9 protein-coding genes and 1 pseudogene are annotated in these 16,011 nt (G+C 58.8%); 3 read left to right on the forward strand and 7 right to left on the reverse strand.

The window, feature by feature from the left end:
- Positions 1-99 precede the first annotated feature (99 nt).
- From ACGY09_RS14615 to ACGY09_RS14635, 5 genes and pseudogenes are all read right to left on the reverse strand, one after another.
- A pseudogene (locus ACGY09_RS14615) lies at positions 100-525 on the reverse strand (endonuclease/exonuclease/phosphatase family protein); the annotation flags it as partial.
- Between the two features lie 180 nt (positions 526-705).
- The gene (locus tag ACGY09_RS14620; protein WP_397568309.1) at positions 706-2,487 is read right to left on the reverse strand and encodes an amidohydrolase; all 1,782 of its coding nucleotides are present in this window, start codon (positions 2,485-2,487) and stop codon (positions 706-708) included.
- Positions 2,488-2,877: 390 nt separating this feature from the next.
- Positions 2,878-3,288, reverse strand: coding sequence for a DoxX family protein (locus ACGY09_RS14625; RefSeq protein ID WP_397568310.1), 411 nt, complete (start codon positions 3,286-3,288; stop codon positions 2,878-2,880).
- A 403-nt stretch (positions 3,289-3,691) separates the two neighbouring features.
- Positions 3,692-4,162, reverse strand: coding sequence for a MarR family winged helix-turn-helix transcriptional regulator (locus ACGY09_RS14630; RefSeq protein ID WP_397568311.1), 471 nt, complete (start codon positions 4,160-4,162; stop codon positions 3,692-3,694).
- Between the two features lie 147 nt (positions 4,163-4,309).
- Positions 4,310-4,909 carry a Uma2 family endonuclease gene (locus tag ACGY09_RS14635; RefSeq protein ID WP_397568312.1) on the reverse strand — a complete coding sequence of 200 codons (600 nt, stop codon included), beginning with the start codon at positions 4,907-4,909 and terminating at the stop codon, positions 4,310-4,312.
- Here ACGY09_RS14635 and ACGY09_RS14640 point away from each other — a divergent pair.
- The 3 genes from ACGY09_RS14640 to ACGY09_RS14650 all read left to right on the forward strand — a co-directional run bounded on the left by ACGY09_RS14640 (position 4,896) and on the right by ACGY09_RS14650 (position 10,355).
- Positions 4,896-5,042, forward strand: a complete 147-nt coding sequence (locus tag ACGY09_RS14640; protein WP_397568313.1) for a hypothetical protein — start codon at positions 4,896-4,898, stop codon at positions 5,040-5,042. The two genes, ACGY09_RS14635 and ACGY09_RS14640, sit on opposite strands and share 14 nt — an antisense overlap.
- A gap of 377 nt (positions 5,043-5,419) precedes the next feature.
- Positions 5,420-7,720: a PPC domain-containing protein gene (locus tag ACGY09_RS14645; protein ID WP_373649495.1), complete on the forward strand. Its 2,301-nt coding sequence runs from the start codon at positions 5,420-5,422 to the stop codon at positions 7,718-7,720.
- 190 nt (positions 7,721-7,910) lie between these two features.
- On the forward strand, positions 7,911-10,355 hold the full coding sequence (locus ACGY09_RS14650; protein ID WP_373649494.1) for a DUF1549 and DUF1553 domain-containing protein: 2,445 nt from the start codon (positions 7,911-7,913) through the stop codon (positions 10,353-10,355).
- A 282-nt stretch (positions 10,356-10,637) separates the two neighbouring features.
- Here ACGY09_RS14650 and ACGY09_RS14655 read toward each other — a convergent pair whose 3' ends face one another.
- Together ACGY09_RS14655 and ACGY09_RS14660 are read right to left on the reverse strand one after the other, a co-directional pair.
- The gene (locus ACGY09_RS14655; RefSeq protein WP_397568314.1) at positions 10,638-12,212 is read right to left on the reverse strand and encodes a TolC family protein; all 1,575 of its coding nucleotides are present in this window, start codon (positions 12,210-12,212) and stop codon (positions 10,638-10,640) included.
- A gap of 285 nt (positions 12,213-12,497) precedes the next feature.
- Positions 12,498-16,010 (reverse strand): efflux RND transporter permease subunit, encoded by a 3,513-nt coding sequence (locus ACGY09_RS14660; protein ID WP_397568315.1) that lies wholly within the window; start codon positions 16,008-16,010, stop codon positions 12,498-12,500.
- Position 16,011: the final 1 nt, after the last annotated feature.

The following is a 16,011-nucleotide window of genomic DNA, read 5'->3' on the forward strand; positions in this document are numbered from 1 at the left end:
CCGGCCTGACGGAAGCGAAACCGTCGCACCGATGGCGGGTTTGCCGACGGAACCGGTGATCGGATAGCGGCTGATGATTCCGATGCGGGCCATCCCGGTGGAAGATCCCTGCTCGTGGTAGGACCATCCGAGTGCTTCCGCGAGTCGTCTCGCGTGGTCAGGCCGGGGTTGGTCCTGCGGTGCGATGCCACCAGTTTCCTGCAGGCCGACGATGTCCGCTTTCGCTGCCCGAACGACTTCGACCGTCCGTTCAAACGGCTGACGGCCGGCATCACCGCCGACCCACATGTTGAAGCTCATCACTCGAACGACTTCGTCGGCATCAACGCGGGCGGACGAGGCGAGTATGGCAACGACGAGAACCAGAAGCAGGCGGACCCGCCGCAGTAAACCAACACTGCGAAGTGGAGAGTGACGATGCACAAGAGGGCTCGGAAATGAAGTGCTGTTCATGGGGCCTTGTCGCGTTCGGAGATCACGAGATGCGATGACTCGCTCGGTCAGGGCATTCGGCATGTCGAGCATTCCACCCCTTAACAATGTCGTCAACTGGCGGTTGGCCACGGTTCTGATCGTAAGTGGTTCGCCGCAGGCGTTCAATGTCGCTGGTCTGTTGATCGGCAATGACTCATATCATGCGTCGTCAGCGCGGCCGGTCCTGACGACTGCGCTGACGACGCAACTGCGAACCGGAGTCGATCGAGTTCAGACGCCGCAGCCACAACCGGTTTCCCAGACGCGGCCGTCTGCTGCCATAATGGGAGTGTGGTGGTGAGCCGGGGGAACGGGACTGCGTGAGTCATATCCGCCGAATCGTGCCACCGGGGACCAGTCCGGACTGACCGGAGGGAGGGGAGGGGAGAGTCTCGCAAAGTCGCCCGTCCCGTAGACGACCTTCCCTCCGACCATCGTCAGGAGACTTTCCAGTCCACGGATTTCATCCGGGTCGATGCGGAAGTAATCGTCGCTCAGGACTGCCAGATCCGCAAAGCGGCCCGGTTCCAGAGTCCCCTTGCAGTGGTCCTCGTGACTGAACCAGGCACTTCCGTGCGTGTACAGTCGCAGGGCTTCCTCGCGGGTCAGCCGATCGGCTTCCTCGTGCAGCACAGTCCCACCGACGGTTTTCGACGTCACCATCCACCAGAGACAGGTCCAGGGGTGATAACTGGCGACACGCGTCCCGTCGGTTCCCGCGCCGACGGGCAGTCCCATCTTCAGCATCTGTCGCAGAGGTGGTTTTCGGCGGGCGGATTCCCGGCCGTACCGTCGAATGTAGTATTCCCCCTGATAGGCCATGCGGTGCTGAGTTGCGATTCCGCCACCCAGTGCCTGAATTCGTTCCAGGTTCCTCTCGGAGACGGTCTCGGCGTGATCGATGAACCAGCGAAGGTCGTTAATCGGATGCTGTCGGTGCACGCGTTCGAAAATGTCGAGGAATCGTCCGATCGATTCGTCGTAGGTCGCATGGATTCGCCAGGGCCAGCGTGCTTCGGCGAGCTTGCTGACGACCGCTTCCAGTTCCTGCTCCATCACGGGACGCAGGTCTGGACGAGGCTGCAGAAAGTTTTCGAAGTCAGCCGCACTCCAGACCAGATTCTCACCGGCGCCGTTCACCCGTAACAGGTGGTCCCCGTCTCCCGGTGCTGTCATGCCGAGCCAGCGGGAGTAGTCGTTCAATTCCTGTCCGGGCTTTTGCGCAAAAAGGCTGTAGGCAATCCGAACAGTCAGTTGCCCGTTGTCATTCAAATTCTTGACGACTGCATAGTCTTCGGGATAGTTCTGACCGCCACCCCCGGCATCGGACACGCTGGTGATCCCAAAGCGGTTCAACTCGCGCAGATAGAAGCGAGTCGAATTGAGCTGGTCCTCAAACGAGAGTTTCGGGGCGTTCGCAATCGTGGAATAAAGTATCAGCGCGCTCGGTTCGGCAATCAGGAGTCCTGTCGGATTTCCCCGGCTGTCGCGCGCAATCAGTCCCCCCGGTGGGTTAGGGGTATCGCGGTCGAAGCCAAGCTGCCGCAGGGCCGCCTGATTGAGCAACGCTGAGTCGTAGAGATGCAGGACAAAGACCGGCGTGTGGGGAGCGGCTTTATTGATTTCGTCCAGGGTCGGCATGCGACCTTCGACGAATTGAAACTCGTTCCAGCCCCCGATGACGCGAACCCACTGCGGGGGCGGCGTGTTATCTGCCTGCTCCTTGAGTTGGGCAAGAGCCTGGGACAAGCTGGGAACGCCATCCCAGCGGAGTTCCAGGTTGTAGAACAGTCCGGCGCGAATGACATGCAGATGAGAATCATTCAGTCCCGGAATGACTCGGCGGCCCTGCAGGTCAATTTTTTCCGTGTGCTGGTCGGCGGTGGCCAGGATCTCGTCGTCGCTGCCGATCGCGGAGATGACGCCGTCGGTGACGGATAATGCGGTGACCTCCGGCTTCTTTGAGTAAAGAGTGGTGATTTTGCCGTTGTAGAGGACTTGCTGCGGCACCATGTCAGATTCTCCGGAGGCGTAAGATTTCCCTGGGGACGGGTTGGCCACAACCCGCCGAGTGCGAATCAACAGCGACATCACGAGCCGTTCGCGAGAAGGGGATCGCCTTCGTCGACGACGACTCTGGTACCCAAAGAAGGGGGGGCTTGCCAAAGCAGACAGCGGAACCGGTATGAGGCACGTGGCGGGCGGTCTCAGTTCGTGCTCAGTACGGGCTGAGTGCAATGACTCACGGGGATGCGACGTGAGCCGATGGGCTATTCAGGAAATGCCGGCGATCTGCCGCGAGCAAATCGCCGGTGACAAGTAATCTGAGAGTCGCGTTTCTGATGAACGTCGTACTGGTGCAGTGACGTCGGGAGAAAAACCCCGACGTGTGACAGACGTTTGTCAGTTGGGAGAGGAGCTCTTTCGTTTTGTCCACAAGTGATCTAATGAAAAACTTCCCGGACCGGTGAGGATCAACGTGATGTAGATGAACAGGTAAGCGCAGGCCAGTTCCTTGACGTTCCAGGGGTCTTTCGCATGTACGATGAAGAACGCGACCATCATCGTGAAGGCGAGCGGGATCGCCGCCAGTCGCGTTCCCAGGCCAAGGATCAAGAGGACAGAGCAACCTGCTTCTGCACCAATGGCGGACATCAGACTGAGTTGATTTCCCATCCCGAGTGGATCGGGAAACTGGGTTTTGAGGGTCTCGAAATTGGAAATTTTCTGCAAACCATGAACTAGCATCAGGCAGCCGATCGCCACTCGTAGGACTAGCAATCCCAGCGAGGTCAATTGGTGTTTAAAAGGCATTTCTGTTCCTCTCATAAAACCCGTGTTTCCACGGAACCAACAACACGGAAGACCAACGTCCACGCAGGACTGTCAGTGTTCGCGAACAATTCTGATTCTGAATTTTTCTGAAGCTCGATCTCTCGTTCACTGCGGAATGAGCAGAATCACCCGTTCTGGATGCTGCGAGTGGCGTCAGGAAATCGAACGAGGACTCATGAAGCGGCCGGGAAGGTCACTTCGGGAAGCGTGGTATGACTGATTTGGCGGAGACATCGCCCGCCGTGAACCGATGATTGTTTTATCTGCTTGCCGGAATTCAGCTGAACCCGGTGGTGTCCCTTTGCTCTGATGACAGGAGGGCGGGAGGCTTGAGGACATGATATCACTCCTGTCAGTTTACATGTAAATAAAATTCTTAAAATCAGCCGGGAATTGCCCCCCGGATTGCATCGAGAGTTTGCACGAGCACTGTCAGTTGTGACTTGCTGACCCCCTTCATGAGGAGGGCGTGGAGGTCCAGCACGGGCTGATCGAGACGATTGAGAAGCTGGAGTGCCGCCGGCTTCGGTTCCACGACGAAGATACGTCGATCGACTTCGGACTGAGTTTTTGTGATGAGGTCCAGAGCGAGTAATTGATCGATGACACGGGTAATCGCAGGAGCGACCTGAATCATTCGCTCGGCGATTTCGAGGCAGGGCATCGGTTTGCCCTCGCCACGAAGAATCCGCAGCACGTTGTATTGAGACAGCGTCAGGCCGTACTCGCGCATGAGTCGGGCCATGCGGTTTTCCAGCAGATCACTCGTTCGCAGTATGGCCAGCATGGCTTCCTGCTCGATCGAAGCAAAAGGGCCTCGCTTCTTCAATTCATCGCGAAGCGTTGAAGTCATATCTCATTCCCGGATGTCGTCTGACGGAGAATAGTTTACATGTAAATTTTCTGCTGTCAAGCGGAAATATCTGTGAAAACCAAAGTCCGCCCTTCCCCTGGACCAGCGTCTCCGGGGACGGTCTGTTAATACGGAATACAGTACCACTCACTCGAACGCCGGGGATTCGGTTTTCACCCATTTCGGGGGATTGAAGATGTCTGCGACGGGCATGGCGAAGCCGGGGAGGTGAGGGTGACCGGTGATGACCTGTGGCTCCTTCAACATCTGGCGCGAACTGCGGCCGATGAACTGGTGGATGTGACGCGTCACGGGGTCGATGATCCAGACCCCCGCGACGCCCCACTGAAGATATGCTTCGACCCGTGCGGCCATTGATTCCCGGCGGTCGTTAGTAGAAGCGACTTCGACGGTCAGGACCGGCAGTGTCTCGGTCATCAGCTTGTCAGTTTCGGCGAAGCGATTCCCTTCTTCGAAGCGAAAACAGGAAATGGCCGGACACCGGACGGTCGGCTGTTCGCGTTTCAGGATCAGCGGCAGCTCAAAGCAGGCGTAAGTATCAGGCGATTTTTTGAGGACCGTCGCGAGCGACTTGGACAGATTTCTTACGACATCTCCGTGAGCTTCGTCGGGCGGCTCGAGACGGGTAAAGCGACCGTCGACCAGTTCAATCCAGCGATCCCCGTCCAGCAGGCGCTGTTCAAACTCGTCCAGATTCATCGAAATGGGGGCTTTGGGTTCTCGCATCGATCTGTTCCTGGCAGAGACGTTCCCCTTCGTGAAGGGCTCGCTTGTTACGTTCGAAGTTGCCGGTTTCAAGCCCGTCCTGGTGCTGACACGGGGTGGTCCCACCATACGGATTGTCACCTGCCTTGTTTGAGAGACGGAAAATTAAGCAGTGAACCCCAGCTTGTCGACCGTCTCTTTCGTTATGAAGAAGGTGGTGATTGTAGGGACTGCTTCGGTGGTTCTTGCTTTGAGTCTCGTGTCGGATTCCCTGTCTGGGTTCCCTGCGTGATCCCTCCATCCCGTCGAGAATTCTCAGCGCCCCTTTATTTTAGGCGGCGGGAATCATCCCGGGGAGAGGTTTTGTCGAGTATCCGATGCTGGCGTAAAAACATTTGATTGCGCGGGATTGATCCGGTTTCAAATTGACGACCGTGATTCGAGACCCCTATGATGTTGCCATCAGCGAAAGCTGATATTTGACCCGCCTGATGTCCCACCGCCTGATGACCCCCGATGGAGTCAAGCCGCATGCTGGTTGCTCGCTTCACGAAGAGACTGTCACTTGTCATTGCTCTGGCCAGCCTGAACGCCTCCCCGGCGAACGACGCCGCGGCGCAGGAACCAGTGGTCAACGGTACGGTTCCAGGGGCGATCGCTCCGGGAACTTCGCTTCCGTTACAGATTAATGGTGGCAACCTCGCACCGGCGAAGAAGCTGTGGCTCAGCTTTCCGGCGGAAGCGGTGCTGGCGGAAGGAATCGACAAGAATGGCGAGAATCCGGCTCAGGTCACCTACCGGATCAGCGTCCCCCCTGAAACGCCTTGCGGCATTCAAGGAATGCGCGTACTGACGGACAAAGGTGTTTCGCCCCTGCGGTTCCTGTTCGTTGACGATCTCCCTTCGATCGCTTCGGTCGGTTCGAATGTGCAGCTTGCGTCGGCACAGGTCGTCACGACACCGACCGCGATTGACGGTGCGGTGGCGGGCTTGAGCTGGCAGTACTTCAAATTTTCGGCCCAGGCGGGTCAGCGACTGGCGATTGAAGTGGTGGCTCGCCGGATCGGGTCTTCGCTGGATCCCATGCTGCGGCTGCTGGACGCCAAAGGGCGTGAGCTGGCTTACAACGACGATACACCAGGACTGAGCGGCGACGCGTCGCTGGTATATACCTTTAAGGCGGCGGGTGAATATGTCATCGAACTGCGAGATATTAAATACGGTGCGGGGGCCTACCGCTTGCGAATCGGCGATTTCCCCGTCGCGACGGTGGCCTACCCTCTGGCGGTTCAGCGGGGCGTCACCACGAATGTCACGCTGGCGGGTTTCGGTGTTGACGGATTGACACCTGTCCCCGTGACCGTCGCTCCTGACCAGACAACGGAATGGCTCAACGTGAGTCTGAAGCGGCCGAATGGCGCCAGCGGATACAGTACTGTGGAAGTCGTCTCGACCCCTCAGTTTCTGGAGCAGGAACCGAACAACGCACCGGAACAGGCCAATCGGGTGGAGCTCGGGCATGACATCAATGGTCGGCTCGAGCAGCCGGGCGATGTCGATCGCTTTGTTTTCACAGCCAAGAAGGACCAGACGGTCAGCTTTTTCGGAATCACTCGGCAGCAGGGATCGCCGACCGACCTCAACTTCAAGATCCTCAACAAGGACGGTGGTCAGCTTGCCGTGGCTGAGGACAGTGGTATCAACGAGGGCTCGGTTTCGTACAAGTTCCCTGCCGACGGCGACTACTATCTGTTTGTCGAAGATTTGACTCAGCGTGGCGGCAGTGAGCACGCTTATCGGATCGAGGTAACGACCACACCTCCTCAGTTCTCGCTGGCGACCTCTCTGGATACGTTCAATATTCCTGCCGGCGGTTCAGTCATGGCGACGGTCACGGCGGTGAGGACCGGCTACGGCGGTCAGATCGAACTGGGCGTTGCGAACCTGCCTCCCGGGGTTACGGCCAGCAAGTCGGTGATTGGTGTCGGACGTAACGATGCCGTACTGACACTGCAGGCGGCTCCGGAATTCGTGCCGGGTGAACTGCATGGGATCTCCGTCATCGGGACCGCCCGGATTGGCGAAGCCAATGTTGTCGTACCGGCCGAGATCAACGGTGTCCTCAAGGCACGCAACAATGCAATGCGGTGGACTCCGTCGCTCCTCAGCAAATCAGTCGCAGCCTCTGCGACGACGGCTCCCGGATTTTCCTGGCGGGTTGAGCCTGAGGTGGCGGTCTTCGGTAAGGATTTGTCGACCAAGGTCAAACTGATTGCGACACGCGCCGCCGGCTTTGAAGAGGGGGTGGTTGTGGCCATCACGCCCCCGCAGAACGGACTTCCCGCCGGAGTCACCGTCGCTGTCAAGAACATCGACAAGGGGCAGACAGAAGCCGAGATCGTGATCTCTGCCAATAATCAGGCTCCCCTGGGCGAGTTCACCGCAGGTTTGACCGGAACCCTGAAGCAAGGTGACAAGACTGCAGTGCAGGGCATGGCCATCCGGCTGAATCTGACAGCACCGATGACGCTGAAGCTGGAACCGGCCAATGCGAAACTGACCAAAGGTGGAGAAGCAACCGTCAAGGCCATCGTGGAACGCAACCCCGCTTTCATGGGGCCGGTCACCGTGACGCTGCAGAACTTGCCTGCGGGGGTCACCGCCGCACCGGCGACGATCGCGGCAGAGCAATCCGAAGTCGAGATCAAATTGACGGCCGCTGCGGATGCGGCAGCAGCCAGTGCCGCCAATGTCACCGCAAAAGCGGACGCCATGGCCGGGGCTGCGAAGCTGGAAGCAATGTCGGCGGCGGTCACCGTCGCCGTCGAATAGCAGTGGACGGAATTGAGTGGATGAGGTTACAAGTGTGAACGACGAGCAGAATGACTGACGTCGTTTCCGGGATAGGGCAGTCCAGATGACTGGACTCTGAAAACTGAAAGTCGACATCGACGCATCAAGTAACGACACAAGCATTGCCACGAGAAGACGATTACCCGGACGGAGAATGAGGACGATGAGAATGAATGCTGTAATCCGTTGGCTTTCACTATGCACGATCGTCGTTGTCCCGAGTTTCGTCCGGGCCGATTCGCCGGTTGATGTCGGTCAACCTTCCTCGATCGTGCTGGAACCTACCCGGTTCGAGTTACTGGGAAAGCGTGCTCGACAGCAACTGATCGTCACGGGGAACTACTCGGGGAATGACGTCCGGGATCTGACCCCCGCTGCGACGTTCACGTCATCTCATCCCGAAATCGTCGCCATCGAGAATTCGATCGCTTACCCTCGAGCCAACGGTGAAGCAACAATTACGGCCAGTGTCGGTGGTCAGACCTTCTCGGTTCCCGTCGTGGTGAAAAACCTCGAGGCACCTGCACCGATCAGTTTCAAAAATGAAACTCAGATGGCCCTGACCAAAGCGGGCTGCAACATGGGGGCCTGTCACGGGTCTCCCTCGGGCAAAGGGGGCTTCCGTTTGTCGCTGCGGGCGTACGATTCCGAACTCGACATCATGACTGTCCGGTCCGAATTCTTCGGACGTCGGACAAACATCATGGAACCAGGTCAGAGCCTGCTGCTCCAGAAGCCCCTGATGGAAGTGGCCCATGGTGGTGGAAAGCGACTGAAGAAGGGCGATGCCGCTCATAAGACTCTCGAACAATGGATCGCCGAAGGGATGCGACTGGATGCCCCGTCGGAACCTGACCTGGTCAAGATTGAAACGGTTCCCGCCAAACGAGTCCTGCGTCAGCCCGCCGCACGTCAGCAGATCATAGTTCTGGGACACTTCAGCGATGGCTCTGTCCGGGATCTGACCGAACTGGCAGACTTCTCGTCTTCGAATGAAAGCGTCGGAGCGGTCAACTCGCTGGGCCTGGTGACCAAGAACGGACGTGGTGAAACCGCCGTCCTGGCTCGCTATCTCGATAAGATGTCCACGACGTACATGACGTTCCTGGAAGACGTTCCCGGCTTTGTCTGGAACAATCCCCCCGAAAACAACTTCGTTGATACGGCGGTTTTCGAGAAACTGAAGCAGCTTCAGATTCTGCCATCCGAGCTTTGCACGGATGACGAATTTCTGCGTCGCGTGACACTCGATCTGACCGGGCGTCTGCCGACTGCGGAAGAAGCAAAAGCCTTCCTTGCCGAGACCAGCCCATCGAAGCGGACCATTCTGGTCGATCAATTGCTCGACAGTCCCGAATACGCCTCGTTCTGGGCCTTGAAGTGGGGAGATGTGCTTCGCTCCAACAGCAAAAAGCTGAAGGTCGCCGGCGTCCATAAATTCCGTCAGTGGATCTACGAAGCGATGCTCAACGATAAGCCGCTCGATCAGTTCGCTCGCGAACTGCTGACGGCCAACGGCAGTGTCTTCGAAAATCCTCCGGCCAACTTCTGGCGTGCCAGCCGTGATCCTCAGGACGCCACGGAAACAACCGCTCAGCTCTTCTTGGGCGTGCGAATTCAGTGTGCGAAATGTCACAACCATCCCTTCGAACGATGGACACAGGATAACTACTACGGGATTGCCGCCGCGTTCGTTCGTGTGGGCCGCAAGAACTCGGTTGATACCGAAGAAGAAGTCATCTTCTCGCAGAATGGCGGGGAAGTGACCCAGCCACGTACCAACAAGCAGATGAAGGTACACCTGCTGCTGAAAGGGGACGTCGACGTTCCTGCGGATCAGGATCGCCGGGTGGTCTTCGCCGAGTGGTTGACGGCACCGGAAAATCCCTTCTTCGCCAAGAGCGTTTCGAACCGAATCTGGGGTCACCTGCTGGGCCGGGGTATTGTCGATCCAATCGATGACTTCCGTGATTCGAACCCACCGTCGAACGCACGTCTGCTGGAGGAATTGTCGACGCAGTTCGCGGCCAACAACTTCAGCCAGAAGTGGGCCATTCGCACGATCTGCAACAGCCGGACTTATCAGCTCAGCTCACGTAAGAACCAGTTCAATAAAGACGACGAGATCTACTGCTCACACGCGAATACGCGGTTGCTGTCGGCAGAACAGTTGCTCGACGGGATCTGTGCTGTGACCAGCGTTCCCGAACAGTTCCCTGGAATGCCACTCGGAACCCGGGCGTGCGAACTGGCTGATCCCCCAACCGACCATTACTTCCTAAAGGTGTTCGGTCAGCCACAACGGGAAATGGCTTGCCAGTGTGAGCGGTCCAGCGAATCCAACCTGTCCCAGGCCTTGCAGATGATCAACGGACCGGTTGTCCATAACAAACTGCGTGCCGACAATGGTCGCATCGCAACGATGCTGAAAGAGAACAAGTCGGAAGAAGAGATCATCACCTCGCTGTATCTGGCTGCTCTGGCTCGAGTTCCTTCTCCGGAAGAGATGGCCGCCTCCAAGCAGCACATCGCTGGCCAGCAGGATCGGCGTCAGGCGTTTGAAGACGTGGGTTGGGCCATTCTGAACTCGAAGGAATTCCTGTTCCAGCACTGAGTTTTGACCGTCACAGTCAGAAAAGTGGCGATGCTGCCGCGGTTCCTCTGTCCGTGAAAACGGATCACCGCACGAATTGCCTGCGAACGGGCGATGAATCCCCTGGACTCATCGCCCGTTTGGTTTTTGAGAGTGCGTCAACAAGATGAGGCGACCGCACTGGACCCGTTTTTCGGGTGGTCTGGTCCGTGTTTCGGATGCAGTAAGCGTCCATTCAGCCGCGGTGTGGCGCGTTGCCGCTTCCCGGTGTTGGAGCCCCCTCAGGCTTCCCCGACGATCTCGTCAGTTTCCGGGTCCGCCGGTCTGGCCAGCCTGATTGGCCGGGGTGGGGTCGGATTCGAGGGGATCGAGTCCGCCGGTCAGCAGCATCCCCTGAATTTCGATGGCCGAGGTTTTCAGTTCTGACAGGGCAGAGACGTAGTTGACGTTGGCATCGAACAGATAGCGTCGGGCGGTCAGCACGCGAAGGAAGTCGAACTCACCTTCCTCATAGTTTTTGACGGTGAGTGACAGGTTCTCTTCGGCGGTAGGAAGAATCGTTTCTTTGTACGTGTGCACCTGGTTGCGGGCTGATTCGTAGCGGGCGAAGGCTTGGGCCAGTCGATCGCGCAAGACCAGTTCCAGCCGTGTGACTTCGGCTCGGGCCGCGTTCAGCTGGCCGACGGCGGCGTTGATGTTTCCCTGATTCCGGTCGAAGATGGGGACGGCGACGCCGACATTCACGCCGAGCATGAGCGTCGGGGGGCTGATCGTGTCGTACCAGGCGTTTCCTGAAACACGCAGGTCGGGAATCATCTGCACCTTTTCACGCTGCACCTGCACCACGGCGGCCGCCATTCGAGATTGAGCCGCGTGGAGTTGCGGGCTGTTGCAGAGGGTTTGCGACCAGGCGGTCTCCCAATCGAGTTCAGGGACCTCGTCGGTCAGATTTCCCTCGAGAGGGCGCTGTGGCAGGTCGGGCCAGCCGATGACGTTGCCCAACTGTTTCCAGGTGGCTGCCGCATGATAATGGGCGTTCTGAAGCAGGATCTGGGTCTGGCTGTACTGCAGACGTGCCTGGAGCACGTCGGCTCGCGAAACGGCTTCTCCTTCACGTAACTGTTCCGAGATCCGAATTCCCTCTTCGGCAACTCGCAGCAGTTCCTCGGCGACCGCCACCTGCTTCTGAGCGGCCAGCGCAGCAACGTACCGGATCTGAATTTCGTTGATCACGCGCAGCGTCTGAGTCTCGACGTCCCAGCGAGCTCGTTCCATATCGTGAGCCGCCACGGCGCGATTCAGTTGCAGCTTGTTGGCCGTGACGATGTTCTGTGAGAGGAACGCACCCTGCTGGTCAAACGGCCCGTTGTTACCGGTGCCGTCATATCCGGCGACCGGGTTGGGATAGAGACCGACCTGCAACCAGTTTCCTTCAGCCTGCTGCAGCATGGAACCGGCCTGACGCAATGTCGGGTTACCTGCGAGTGCCAGTTGCTGCAGTTCATCCAGCGTCAGGGGCTGTCCGGTGGTGGCAGCAATGTCCGCTGCGAGACTCGTCCTGTCGTTGTCGGAGACGGGGGCGGGAGGTTCTTCCCACGAGACCGGTTTCACCTCTGCCGCCGACACCTCCCCTTCCATCTCGGACAATGACGACTCCCCGGCAGCGCCTTTTCGATCAGCTGATTCTGCCGAACGGGCTGAGGAGCCTGATTTCCCGGGAGGGGTCGCGGCGAATGATTGCTCAACGCGCCCCCGTTGTTTTTCGCGCGACACTCCGTAGTCGAGTCGCGTGGGTTTCTGGGCGCTCTGGCAGCCGATGAGGCAGGCCGAGGCGATGAAGAGGGGCAGGCGAGTCAATGAGTTCAAGTGGCTTGGCATCGCGTCGTTCCTTGACTTTGACTGCGCTGGGATCTGCATCAACCGGTTCGGCTGATTGCAGTTCGGGTGAGTGTCTCTTTCCTTGGTAGGGCAGCGGGAGAATGCGCCTCCATTTGGGAAGATTCTCCCTTGTCGGTATTATCGGCGTTCTGCTGATGGGTTCATTAAGGTATTGCCACATAGGAGATTGTGGCGAATGGGATGGGCCGCGCGGAACGCGATGCGCGTGAGGGCCCTCAGTTGGAAAACCCGTTTCGATGGCGAACCGGATGGTGGTTCAGCCCGCTAGTGGCTAACAGAAGCCCCTCCTTCAGGGGGCGTCCGATTCCCGTAGAAGCTGTAGAGAACCGGGACGAGGTTGAGGCACAGGATGGTACACAGCATTCCACCCACCACGACAACCGCCAGGGGCTTCTGGCATTCTGACCCCATCTCGGTCGAGATTGCCGCAGGCAGCAACCCCAGCATGGCAGCCAGTGCCGTCATGAGAATCGGGCGGACGAGTTGCCCTGTCCCTTTTACGAGAGCCTCACGCAGTTCGACGCCGTGGGACCGCATCCCGTTGAAGGTGGAAATCAGCAGCAGGCCGTTCATGACCGCCACCCCGAGAATCGAGATAAAACCAACCGCTGCAGAGATGTTGAAATAGAGCCCCGCGACTTTCAGTGCCCAGACTCCTCCCACTCCCATCGCAAGTACGTTCGCCAGCACGACGGCAGCGTCGAGGAACGATCGGAAGGCGAGATACAGCATGATGCAGATCAGAGTCATGGACAAGGCGAACATTTGAAGCATTCGCTGTTCGGCTGCTTCCATCTGCTGGAATTCGCCGCTCCACTCTGCACGGTAGGGACGTTGGATTGTCGGTTCAACCACTCGACGGGCTTCGGCGACGGCACTGGCGAGGTCTCTTCCGACCACGTCGAATTTAATCGCAATCAGTCGCTCGCCCTGTTCGCGGTAAATGGTCGAAGCGCCGGGCCGCAGGAAGCTACCCGAGGGGTCGAGATGTCCTTCAGCATCCCGCGGGGTGACCAGATCTCCGAGTCTTCGGGTGGGAACCCCGACCGCGACCGAGGCCGCGTTAAAGCTGCTGCCGGTGGCCGAAGGGAAGGGCATGGTCGTTCCGATGGCCGTCAGGCCAACGGCGCTTCCACTGACGGGGGTCTTGGAAAGAGCGATCTGCAGGTCCTGGGTAATGTTGTTGCCGACCGGGACCGGGATATTCAGAATGGCCTGTTCGTCCGCACGGAGTTGTTCGGGCCAGCGAATTGTCACATCGAAGGTTTTTTCCCCCTCGATCATTTCCGTTACCTTCCGTCCACCGACGGCCGACTGAATGACCGCCTGCACATCGGCGGCAGAGACATTCCAGCGGGCACATTTCTGGCGATCAACGGGCAGTTCCAGATTGGACTGCCCCTGATTTCGGAAGATCCCCGCATTGACGACTCCGGGGACCGTATTCAGTTTGTCCCGGACCTTCATTGCGGTTTCTTCGAGCAAAGCCAGGTCGGGACCGAAGATCTTGATGGAGTTTGCCCCTTTGACTCCCGAGAGTGCTTCCAGCACGTTGTCACGGATGATTTGCGAGAAATCCCACTCGACACCGGGGAAGTGCTGTTCCAGTGTCTGCTTCATGTCGGCGATCAGTTCGGGCTTGGTGCGGTGCCGTCCGCGAGCGGGGTCGATGGGCCAGTCATGCTGGGACCGCAAGGGGAGGTTCGCCTGAAGCAGGTAGTACCCCCCGGTATCCATCCCGTCGTTCGGTCGACCGATCGTGGTCGGTACGACGCTCACTTCGGAAAAGCGCTGGAGGAGCTGGCGTGCCTTGCGGCTGCGGGAAACGACTTCATCGAAGGAAATGTTAATCGGGAAGACTCCTCGAATCAGGATGCTTCCTTCTTCCAGTTCGGGCATGAATTCCCGTCCCATCTGGGCGGCGACGATCCCCGTCAGTCCCGCCGCGGCGAGAAATCCGCCCAGCACCAGCCACCGGAACTTCAGGGCTGCCTGAAGCTGGATCGTATAGAGCCACTGCAGTCCACGTGCGAGGCGGTTCTCGGGTTTGGGACGCACGTTCCGCAGCAGCAACAGGCAGAGCACGGGAGAAACCGTAATCGCCAGCACCAGGGCTCCGGCGAGTGAGAATGCGTAGGTGTCGGCCATGGGACCAAAAATCTGGCCCTCGGGACCCGTCATTGCAAACAGGGGGAGCAGGGCACAGACCATGACGGCCGTCGCATAGACCAGGCTGCGCTGGACGGCTCCCGCTGCCATGCTGATCCGCCGAGCCAGGGGAAGGTCCGCATGTTCGCCACGCGACAGCTGGCGATAGATGCTCTCGACGATGATCACCGTCGAATCGACGATGATGCCGAAGTCGACGGCCCCGATCGAGAGGAGGTTTGCCGATTTTCCTCGCATGAACAGGACGCTGAAGGCGAACAGCAGCGCCAGAGGGATGTTAATCGCGGCGATCAGTGCCGCGCGGACATTCCCCAGAAACATCAGCAGGATCGTCGTGACGAGCGCCATGCCGACCAGCAGGTTCTCATTCACGGTTTTTGTCGTGCGATCGATGAGTGTGGTGCGGTCGTAGTACGTATCGATCCTGACTCCCGGCAGCAGCTTGCCTGATTCATGCAGCGTATCGATTCTGGCGAAGACCCGTTTCAGTGCGGGGAGGGATTCTTCCCCTTTGGTCAGCAGGACGATCCCCTGAATGACGTCGTCCTCGTCCTGCCAGGCGAGCGTCCCGTCCTGATTGACCACCCGGCTTCCATCGGGGTGAACTTTGGGATAGCTAATCGATGCCTGTCCGAGTCGCGTCACGTGTGATACGACAACGCCGCGCGAGGCGAGCATCCGGTCGTCGACGCGCGAGGTTCCATCCGAGTTCAGCAGCGGTCCGCCATCGACCAGCTGATCGATACGCACCGGAACATTATTGACGGCCTTGACCACCACCTGACGCAGTTCCAGGCACCGGCGTGCCGCTTCCGCGGCGAGAACCCGTGCGGCGACTGTCGGGTCGGGCTGTTCCAGGACGCGCTGGTGAGGATCCTGTCCTTGTCCCAGCAGGCCCATCGACATTACTACGCTGGTCTGTTCGCCCATGACGACGTTGTCGCCGCTTCCTGAGCCGTTGGCGTGCTCCAGGGCGTGCTGGATCTGCTCCAATGTGACCCCGTATTGTCGCAATCGCTGCGGGTCGGGCTGGACCTCGTAACGCTTCACACTGCCCCCGACGCCGCTAACGCCAGCGACACCGGGAACCCGTTTCAATTCGCGTTCAACGACAAAGTCCTGGAGAGCCTGCAGGTCGTTCAGCGTGTAGACGGGGGCTCCTGTGATGGGATCCGCGGGGCCCCGGAGTGTGTACCGCAGCACTTCTCCGATCACGGACGCGGGCGAAATACCGGCTTCGACACCTGCGGGCAGCGAGACTGTCGAGAGACGGTTCAATACGTCCTGTCGGGCTGCGTGATATTCTTTGCCGAAGCGGAACTGGTTCCGGATGAAGCAGAGCCCGAACTGTGACTGGCTGCGGGTTGTTTCCAGACCCGGGATCCCGGCGAGGGCCACTTCGAGGGGGATGGTCACCTGTCGTTCGACCAGTTCGGCACCCGCACCCGGAAATTGCGCGACGACGTCAATGATGGCCGGTGTGGGGTCAGGGTACGCCTCGACATTGACGTGCGTAAATGCATAACCCCCGCCGATGATCAGACCGGCAGTCAGAATCATGACAATCAGGGGATTGGCAACGGACCAATCAAGTAGTTTCTGGATCATG

The sequence above is a fragment of the Schlesneria sphaerica genome, from assembly GCF_044336245.1.
In the GTDB taxonomy this organism is placed as follows: Bacteria; Planctomycetota; Planctomycetia; order Planctomycetales; family Planctomycetaceae; genus Schlesneria; species Schlesneria sphaerica.

Coding starts and splice junctions, on each gene's coding strand:
- ACGY09_RS14635 (WP_397568312.1), bottom strand. CDS start 4,909: ATGCGAGAACCCAAAGCCCCCATTTCGATGAATCTGGACGAGTTTGAA.
- ACGY09_RS14660 (WP_397568315.1), bottom strand. CDS start 16,010: ATGATCCAGAAACTACTTGATTGGTCCGTTGCCAATCCCCTGATTGTC.
- ACGY09_RS14625 (WP_397568310.1), bottom strand. CDS start 3,288: ATGCCTTTTAAACACCAATTGACCTCGCTGGGATTGCTAGTCCTACGA.
- ACGY09_RS14655 (WP_397568314.1), bottom strand. CDS start 12,212: ATGCCAAGCCACTTGAACTCATTGACTCGCCTGCCCCTCTTCATCGCC.
- ACGY09_RS14620 (WP_397568309.1), bottom strand. CDS start 2,487: ATGGTGCCGCAGCAAGTCCTCTACAACGGCAAAATCACCACTCTTTAC.
- ACGY09_RS14650 (WP_373649494.1), top strand. CDS start 7,911: ATGAATGCTGTAATCCGTTGGCTTTCACTATGCACGATCGTCGTTGTC.
- ACGY09_RS14645 (WP_373649495.1), top strand. CDS start 5,420: ATGCTGGTTGCTCGCTTCACGAAGAGACTGTCACTTGTCATTGCTCTG.
- ACGY09_RS14630 (WP_397568311.1), bottom strand. CDS start 4,162: ATGACTTCAACGCTTCGCGATGAATTGAAGAAGCGAGGCCCTTTTGCT.